Source organism: Sphingomonas paucimobilis NBRC 13935, from assembly GCF_000739895.2.
Classification (GTDB): Bacteria; Pseudomonadota; Alphaproteobacteria; order Sphingomonadales; family Sphingomonadaceae; genus Sphingomonas; species Sphingomonas paucimobilis.
Genome location: NZ_BBJS01000075.1, coordinates 1 through 1030, shown reverse-complemented (window position 1 = coordinate 1030; position 1030 = coordinate 1). Strand labels below are relative to the sequence as shown.

2 protein-coding genes are annotated in these 1030 nt (G+C 65.4%); both read right to left on the bottom strand.

What is annotated here, in order from left to right; genetic code table 11:
• Positions 1–179: 179 nt before the first annotated feature.
• Positions 180–629 (bottom strand): hypothetical protein, encoded by a 450-nt coding sequence (locus SP6_RS19835; protein WP_042469575.1) that lies wholly within the window; start codon positions 627–629, stop codon positions 180–182.
• Positions 622–897: a mobilization protein gene (locus SP6_RS19830; RefSeq protein WP_042469574.1), complete on the bottom strand. Its 276-nt coding sequence runs from the start codon at positions 895–897 to the stop codon at positions 622–624. Before SP6_RS19830 ends, SP6_RS19835 begins: the two co-directional genes overlap by 8 nt.
• Between the last annotated feature and the right edge of the window lie 133 nt (positions 898–1030).

Genomic DNA, 1030 nt, shown 5'->3' with positions numbered 1-1030 from the left:
ACGATCATTAGATCAGAGGGGAACAGAAGAAGAACAAGGAACGCGGCTAGTCGCCGCGTGCGTCGGGATGTGAATCCGCGCCATCGCGATCGAAGCGCCTGTGGCAGGCGTGAAGAGGCTTGGCGGGGTAGTAGTGGGAGTTGGAGGGGTCAGCCCCTGAAACGCGCTGTACGGGCTTCCTAGGGGGTCTGCTGGGCCTGTAACGGCACCCATCCGCCCTTGCAGGTGTGAGTCTTGGCGTTCCAGCGACCGGCGCAGCCGTACAGGTGCTGCTCGATGACGGGTTCCTTGGCCCAGCGGTAGGCGAGGGCCGCGGCGAAGATCAGCCCCAGCCCGATCAGGGCGGCCCAGAGCCATTCCTTGAACCGGTCGAGCCAAATGCCCGTGCTGGCCCGCTGAAGCGCCGCTGCGGCGCGTTGCAGGTCGCGGACCTCCGATCCTACTGTCCGGCCCCAGTCGGCGCGCTGGCGGGCGTCCTGCTCGATCTGGCGGGCCAGTGCTCCGGACTGTTCCGCGACCCCCTCGGCCCCGGCGCGGCGCATGGCGTCGAGCAGGGTGCGGTAGTCGGCATGGGGATCGCCGGAGGGTGGACCCGCGTCGAACTCGGACGGGTCGAAAGGTTCAGTCATCGGCGGGGCCACCCCGGAAAGTCCAGCCGTCGAACGCCTTGCGGTCCTGATCGCGGGTGATCCGGTCCATCAGCATATTCAGTCGCTTTTCCCACTCCGCGTCCTTCATCGCAGCATCGAGGAGCAGGCCGCCGAGGATGATCTTGCGGCGGGCATCGGCCTTGCGATCGAGGGCGGAGGCGCGAGCCTGAAGCGCCTGCAATCGGGCCTTGGCCTGATCGACCCGTTGCTGGGCCTTCTCGATGGATTCGAGCGTTGGGCGAGCCATAGCTTCTCCGCATGAAAGCACGAACGCGAGGCATTATATCCTACAACAAGGAGTGACGCCACCAGAACGACCACAGGGAGAGAATGGCGCACTTATGCAAACTTGCGTTTGCGTGCGTCGGGGTGTAACCCCG

Coding starts and splice junctions, on each gene's coding strand:
- SP6_RS19835 (WP_042469575.1), bottom strand. CDS start 629: ATGACTGAACCTTTCGACCCGTCCGAGTTCGACGCGGGTCCACCCTCC.
- SP6_RS19830 (WP_042469574.1), bottom strand. CDS start 897: ATGGCTCGCCCAACGCTCGAATCCATCGAGAAGGCCCAGCAACGGGTC.